7 protein-coding genes are annotated in these 7,212 nt (G+C 45.5%); 3 read left to right on the forward strand and 4 right to left on the reverse strand.

Annotation, left to right across the window (positions count from 1 at the left end; genetic code table 11):
• Positions 1-126: 126 nt before the first annotated feature.
• Positions 127-738: a glutathione S-transferase family protein gene (locus QUA70_RS27520; RefSeq protein ID WP_333350555.1), complete on the forward strand. Its 612-nt coding sequence runs from the start codon at positions 127-129 to the stop codon at positions 736-738.
• Positions 739-895: 157 nt separating this feature from the next.
• On the opposite strand, the gene QUA70_RS27525 is transcribed toward QUA70_RS27520, so the two are convergent.
• Both QUA70_RS27525 and QUA70_RS27530 read right to left on the reverse strand, forming a co-directional pair.
• Positions 896-1,939 (reverse strand): chemotaxis protein CheB, encoded by a 1,044-nt coding sequence (locus QUA70_RS27525; protein WP_333350557.1) that lies wholly within the window; start codon positions 1,937-1,939, stop codon positions 896-898.
• A 290-nt stretch (positions 1,940-2,229) separates the two neighbouring features.
• Positions 2,230-3,243 (reverse strand): Gfo/Idh/MocA family oxidoreductase, encoded by a 1,014-nt coding sequence (locus QUA70_RS27530; RefSeq protein WP_333350558.1) that lies wholly within the window; start codon positions 3,241-3,243, stop codon positions 2,230-2,232.
• A 129-nt stretch (positions 3,244-3,372) separates the two neighbouring features.
• Here QUA70_RS27530 and QUA70_RS27535 point away from each other — a divergent pair, with 129 nt between their 5' ends.
• Together QUA70_RS27535 and QUA70_RS27540 are read left to right on the forward strand one after the other, a co-directional pair.
• Positions 3,373-3,555 (forward strand): hypothetical protein, encoded by a 183-nt coding sequence (locus tag QUA70_RS27535; protein WP_333350560.1) that lies wholly within the window; start codon positions 3,373-3,375, stop codon positions 3,553-3,555.
• 213 nt (positions 3,556-3,768) lie between these two features.
• Positions 3,769-4,068 (forward strand): ferredoxin, encoded by a 300-nt coding sequence (locus QUA70_RS27540; protein ID WP_333334890.1) that lies wholly within the window; start codon positions 3,769-3,771, stop codon positions 4,066-4,068.
• A 345-nt stretch (positions 4,069-4,413) separates the two neighbouring features.
• On the opposite strand, the gene QUA70_RS27545 is transcribed toward QUA70_RS27540, so the two are convergent.
• Complete coding sequence (locus QUA70_RS27545) at positions 4,414-6,069, reverse strand: SpoIID/LytB domain-containing protein (protein ID WP_333350562.1); 1,656 nt, start codon at positions 6,067-6,069, stop codon at positions 4,414-4,416.
• Positions 6,070-6,393: 324 nt separating this feature from the next.
• Positions 6,394-7,212: WD40 repeat domain-containing protein (locus QUA70_RS27550; RefSeq protein WP_333350564.1), on the reverse strand; the 819-nt coding region annotated here is incomplete at its 5' end.

A 7,212-nucleotide genomic window follows, 5' to 3' on the forward strand; every position in this document is an offset into this window, starting at 1 on the left:
CTTCTGTGATTTATTGCGTAAGCGTTGCTTGCCGTAGGCGTCGCATCCCTCTTTAAAAACTGTCCGGAGTATTGTTTCTTAACTCTGCGTGTTCAGTGTTCTCTGCGGTATATAAAAAAAATACTCATGTTGAAACTTTACGAATATTCTACCTCTGGAAATTGCTACAAAATCCGCTTGCTTTTAACTCAGCTTAATATTCCCTTCGAGCGGCTGGAAATTGATATTATAAAAGGAGAAAGTCGAACTCCTGAATTTTTGATGAAAAATCCTAACGGGCGTATTCCTGTTTTAGAAATAGAACCGGATAAATTTCTATTTGAATCAAATGCAATTATGTTTTATTTGAGCGAAGGAACAGAGTTTGTCCCCAGTGATAAATTTGAACGCGCTCAAGTCATGCAGTGGTTATTCTTTGAACAGTACAGCCACGAACCTTTTATTGCTACTTCTCGTTTTTGGTATTTGACAGGTAAAGCTGAAGAATATCAAGAAGCACTTAAACAAAAACAAGCACCGGGTTATGCTGCTTTGGGGGTGATGGAACAGCATTTAGCAAACCATGCTTTTTTTGTAGTCGATCGCTATACTATTGCTGACATCTGTTTATTTGCTTACACTCACGTTGCGGGCGAGGGCGGATTTGATTTAACCAGATTTCCAGCAATTCAAACTTGGATCGATCGAGTAAAAAATCAACCTGGATTTATCAGCCTTACACAATTAAATGTAATTTAAATGAGGCTAAATATACTATACATCTAGAACATTACCGTCACATTTCTCAGTTATCTAAAGTAATAATTGCTGCGCCTTGACGACTAAAATTTTACGCTGCTGTAAAACACTCGTTAAGCGTATTGCTCGGTGGAAAGAAAACTCGATCGACGTTGAGTTACTCTGGCAGCTCTTCCTCTGTTTCGGCGGCAATGGTTCGTTTCGTGGCAAAGCCCTTGAGAATGATCTCTCGAATCAGCGATACTTCGCCATCCAGGCTTTTGGCCTGATCTTCGTATTTTGCTGCCGCACTTTGTAAATTGTAATTTTTCATCCGCTCAGACATTTGATGCGAGAACGTGACCTTTTCCTCCATTGCCCGAACAGCCGACCACAAAGCATTTTCAATATACTGAGTTTGCTCTGATAGAAATATATCAGCCGTAAAGGAGTGCCCGATGTGACAGCGAAACCGCAGCGGCTCTGATTTGCCAATTTGCCAGATGCTGCCGTTGCATTCAGGGCAGCTGTAAGTTGTCCGAGTTCCGATCGCTTCTACATTCTTTAAAAACTCCTGGGTATTCATTTGCTGTTCAGCAATCTTAGATTCAATTTCGATCTCTTCGCTCACGGGGTATGCCTCCTCTTCGGCGACGGGTTGATTCGACAAACGCACTAGCAGGTGTGGGATTTCTGCCAGTGGCAGGCAGTGATCGACCTTCACATACCGCAAGGCACTCTTTGCCATGCTGGGGTATTCTGCTTCTTTTGGATCTTGGACGATCGCCACTCCGCCCTGTTTCTTGACCGCCTGCAATCCCACCGTGCCATCATCCAGATAGCCAGTCAGTACCACGCCCACCACCCTTGTACCATAAGCACGAGCGGCTGAACGAAATAACGCATCGATCGCGGGTCGAAATCTATTTTCTTGAGGCCCACGCACCACGCGCATTGAGCCTTGATTGACCAACAGGTGATAATCGGGCGGCGCGACGTAGATGCGCCCTTTTTGAATTTGCTCTCCGTCGGACGGGTGAGATGCCGGGAGAGAGCCTACATCTGCCAGAATTTTGGGAAGAATGCTGGGCTTATCGGCTGCGAGGTGCTGAACAATAAAGATGGCAGCATCTATGTCAGTAGGAAGAGTACCCACGATCGCGCCCAGTGCTTTGAGTCCGCCTGCCGAAGTTCCAATAACGATAATGTCGTGTCCAGGCATAAATTCCTTTTTTTTAGTGAATGAAAGCAGCCCAACGTTGTCTATGTCTTTTGAATGTTTTAGCACAACTTGGCTGATGTTTAGCAGAAGTGACCAAATGGTCGTCAAGGCTAAAAGCTGCATTCGACAGTGCTATTTAGTTCTAAATATTTTTGCTCGTAGGCCTAACTTTGTAATGTAAGTGAGAGTACGAACTACTATAGATAGACTCTGGCAATTTTACTGTAATGCGCCGCAGCCCACCTTACCCTATACATAGCATAGAAAACGATTTATTTCGTCAGTCATTTTTATAAATTGCTAAGGGCTACATTTTGCCTAATTTCGCTCGATCGCCTCGCAGCATCTGCCACCTTCAAAGCATACAAACTACTGGCATTATTCACGTACAAAGGCGTACCGTTTGACAAATATTCCAACACCATATCGGTGTCTTTGGCAAACAAGCCGCGCCGTGTTCCTACTTTGAGGTTACGCCGATTTTCTCCTTGAATTAATTGACCGGATTCAGGAGTAAAAACCAGCGTTCCTGCTTCACCGTAGATAGTAAAAATGTTTTCCGACTGCCAAAAAGTCTCTCCTTTTCCATAAACAGTTTCAGCGACAATGCCATTGGCAAAGCGCAACTGTGCGTTGCACAAACAAGCTTTGTAGAAATCCGGCTGACTGTCCCAAAATTGAGCTTGACAGTTAACGGTTGCCACTTCCCCGAACAAATCGGTAAATCGGTGCAGTCGCGAAATTGCACCAACTAACGGAAAGCCAAAGAGGGAATGTTGATAAGTCCACCGCTGCGGCGCTGGATGTTGAGGAGTAATAGTAATGTAGCGGGCGTAAAAAACTTTACCGATTAAGGGCAAAGATTCTTTGATTGAGGAGTGCAAACCGCCTAGCAGTTCGATGTGTTCGATGTGGAGGAGTTTTTGCTTTTGGGCTGCAAGTTCGATCGCCCTTTCTGCTTCAGATACGTCTAAAGATAGAGGATATTCCACCACAACGTGCTTGTCATTTTCTAGCGCGGCCAGAACGATCGCCCCGTGATCCCGGTTGACCGTACAGACAATCACCAGATCTAAATCGTCTCTTTCTACCAGCTTGCGCCAGGAAACCGCAGCTTCTGCCCCGAACCCTTGACAAAATGCTGCGGTTTTATCCGGGGTGTGGCCCGCAACCGCTACCAAGTGCGATCGCCCATCAGCTTGAATTGTCTCCGCCCTCAACTTAGCGGCAAAACCAGTACCCACAATCCCCACGCGAATTGGAGAATTAAGCGAAAAACCAAAGTGAGTATCAATATTAGTCATGGGATTTGAGATTTAAGATTTTAGATAGTTACAGACTTGCGGTGCAGGGGTTTAGGGTTCTATCGCCCCGATTTTAAGCTGTGGTTGTGGTGCGATTTATTCGATCGAGCCTTCAACACCCAAGTCTTGATGCGATCTAACTATACATTTCACCGCCTGCTGGGACTTGCCTTGCAGCAAGTCTTGCTGAAACTCGATCGACACACCGCATACCAACAACCTGGTTTTTGTGCTGTAGGGCTCAAAACAGGATTTTTCCTAGAAACCGGATTATTTAGCGCAAGTCTTGCGGCAACAGTATCACAAGGCTGAACCCAAGATAGGTATAAGTAATCAAGATGAAATTAGAAAAAGTTATAACTAATCCCATTCAAATGTTTTGTAAATAAGTGTGTCAACCTCCCTTCTATCCCCTACTATCATAGAGGGAACGAACCTAAGACCTAACCTCAAAGCTAATAGAGCCTTGAAGGTTGCATTAGGAAAAATTATCAATCTTGTTGAATTTTTGAGAGGATTTAGTGCATGGCAACTTACAAAGTTACCCTCATCAGCGAAGCCGAAGGAATTAACCAGACCATTGACGTTGATGACGATACTTACATTCTTGATGCTGCTGAAGAAGCAGGACTCGACCTCCCCTACTCTTGTCGCGCTGGAGCTTGCTCCACCTGCGCTGGCAAAATAGTCAAAGGCGAAATTGACCAATCCGACCAATCTTTCTTGGACGACGACCAAATCGAGGCCGGAATGGTCCTCACCTGCGTCGCCTATCCCAAGTCTGACTGTACGATCGAAACTCACAAAGAAGAAGAGCTGTACTAAAAAAGGACGCTCTGCGTGATACCATAAGAAACCCGGTTTCTCGTTTCCAGAATTAAGCTGAAATACGGCAATTATGTTAAGAAACCGGGTTTCTGTGTCTAACATTGCAACAAAGCCGCCAGCAGTCTGTCACTCCCAGCTATGAATTCCTAGCTGTTTGAACAGATAGCTGACCAAATAATTTTAGATTTTAGATGGCAGATTTTAGATTAACTGTGAAACCAATCTAGAATCCCAAGTCTAAAATCTAAAAGTTTTAGGACTAATATTTAGTCTCAAGCGAGAGGGACGAAAGTTTGTTTAGTGGCGAGGGAAATCGCCGACTCTTAGACCGACTCCGATCGACTATTCGCGCCAAAATGTAATGGCATCGGTGAGTGGGACAACTTGAGCGCCGGGAAAATAAAAGCCCAGAATTTGAGATCCATTCCAACCCAAATTAGCCAAATTGTAAGAACCAGTCTGACTCATTCCCACCCCGTGTCCGAAACCACCTCCGACAAAAGCATAACCGTTGAGGGTTTTGTCGGGATTGTAAATTGGTTCTAGGTAAAAAAGCGTGCTAATCGGCGGGTAAAAAGCATTGCGAATCTCGTCTTTGTCGATAATGATGGGACCCAAGTCAGTTTGAACCTTCATTTTCAAAACTCGACCTGCGGGCGACCTTTCTACCACTTCCACCTGAGTGACAGTTTTCAAATTAGCCAGCGGGTGCTGTTTCTTCTGAAGATACTGTTTGAGAAATCCACCAATCGCTGTCAAAGAAGCGGGTTCGCGCCACCGAAATGTGTCTTCTTTTTCCTCATTAAACCCTTTTTCCAAACTGATAAAGCGGCGGAAATTGTTTTCGTCAGACAAACTCTGCTTCGACAAATCCCAAACATTATTAGGGGAATCGACGAGCGATCGCAAATATGGACGTTCCGCGCCCTGCCACACATCGTTAAAAGAGGCTGTCACGCCGCCGCTAGACGCGGAATAGAGCGCGTCAACCAACTGATTTTCGTAAGTTAGCACCAAACCGCTCGTTTGGGCGATCGCCTTATCACTTTGCGGGTAAACCTCGGTCAAACCCTTATAAACTTGACAGTTAACATCAGCGCACAACTCATAATTATCCACAGCAAATCGGCGCAAATTTCTCAGGGCGTAGGTTCTCGCCAAAATAGTTTGAGCGACAATCGCAGCGTAAGGCGAAAAAGCCCCAATTTCGTGAGGAACAACACCCCGCAAATAAGTTTCGGTCAGCACTTTATTTACCAAAGTATAAGTGCCGTAAGAATTTTTTTGCAGGTGCAAACTGCCGCCATAACGGTGAGTTTGTTGAATTGCTTTTTCTGGTTCAGTAGCTGTGGCCTCTTGGGTGGTTTGTTCCAATACCTCAATCACATTTTTCCCGGCCGTCACATCCAACTCATGGCGGTTGAAACGAAAGCCGTTTAAAACCCAAAAAGCCTGGGGTACTTGTTTAAAAACTTTGGAATCCAAAAAAGCTGTTGTGTTCCCTTGAGCTTGCAAACTTTGCAACAGCCAGCGCCGCACCAAAGGAGAGTTGTAAGTATCTCTTTTGGCCCAAACTTGCCAGCGAAAAGGTTGAGCAATTTCTACATCAATTCCCTGGGCGCGCCACTGATTGGCGCTGGCTTCAGCACTCTCGAAACTGCGGTGGGAGCTCAGAACAACTCGTTCTTCTACTAAGGGCGATTCCAGAGGTTTCGGGGCTATTTCTAACTTGACGCTAGCAGCCGTTTTGGTTTCTATGCCTTGAGGAGTTTTGTAACTCAATGTTAAGCTGTCGCCCGGTAATGCTTTCAGCGTCAGTTTGTCGGTTGCTTTGGTGCCAAACCGCTGCACCACACCGATTTTGATGGGTCTATTTTGGGGAGTTTGGGCGTATCCCGCAGCGCTGAAAAGAGGCAACAGGCACAATGCGGTGAAAACAGTGCTAGAAACGCAGCTAAACCATTTGTAATTGGGAGTTGGAGGTGCTTGAGCGAACACGGTTATCTGTCTCGCGATAGTTGAAATTGGGGGATTTTTGATTGTACGTTAGCACATTTGGCCGCTGCTATAGGGGAATTGCCGAAGATAAGCTGGTTTAAGTGGCAGAATTCTGTTAAGTCAGGACTTACGCCAGACCAAAGAAACCGGGTTTTTTACCTAATCTGCTGGCTGCAACGAAATATTTTCGTAAAAAACCCGGTTTCTGGGCCCCATGCGGTAAATCTGTCATTGCGGGTGAAATGCAGGAATCGCAAAAGTTGCGATCGCTTTACATTCTGTTACAGGATCTGGTTTATTTGCACCTACCGACTGATTGGCTAATCATTTATTCTGAGCACTAATCTCATCGCAGAGGTGTTTCTCGCTTTCCTCAGCATTATTCTGCAAATAGTCGTGCAGCCAATCGCAGCCTTGCACCAGCATTTCATCTAAACTTCTGATTCGCCACAACCGGGCTGTTTGGTCCCCTGATGCCGTAGCGATGTATTTGCCGTTGGGACTAAAACTGACACTCCTTACCCAACGTTGATGTCCTTTAAATTCCTGTATCAGCTTACCTGTGACATCCCACAACCGGGCTGTATTGTCGCCTGATGCCGTAGCGATGTATTTGCCGTCGGGACTAAAACTGACACTCGATACCCCATCTTGATGTCCTTTAAATTCTCGTATCAACTTGCCTGTTAAATCCCACAACCGGGCTGTTGTGTCTGCTGATGCCGTAACGATGTATTTGCCGTCGGGACTAAAACTGACACTCGATACCCAACTTTGATGTCCTGTAAATTCCTGTATCAACTTACCTGTGACATCCCATAACCGGGCTGTTGTGTCTGCTGATGCCGTAACGATATATTTGCCGTCGGGACTAAAACTGACACTCCATAGCCCATCTTGATGTCCTTTAAATTCCTGTATCAACTTACCTGTGACATCCCACAACCGGGCTGTTTTGTCCCATGATGCCGTAGCGATGTATTTGCCGTTGGGACTAAAACTGACACTCCTTACCCAACGTTGATGTCCTTTAAATTCTTGTATCAACTTGCCTGTGACATCCCACAACCGGGCTGTTGTGTCTGCTGATGCCGTAACGATATATTTGCCGTCGGGACTAAAACTGACACTCCATAGCCCATC

The organism is Microcoleus sp. LAD1_D5 (assembly GCF_036702115.1).
Classification (GTDB): Bacteria; Cyanobacteriota; Cyanobacteriia; order Cyanobacteriales; family Microcoleaceae; genus Microcoleus.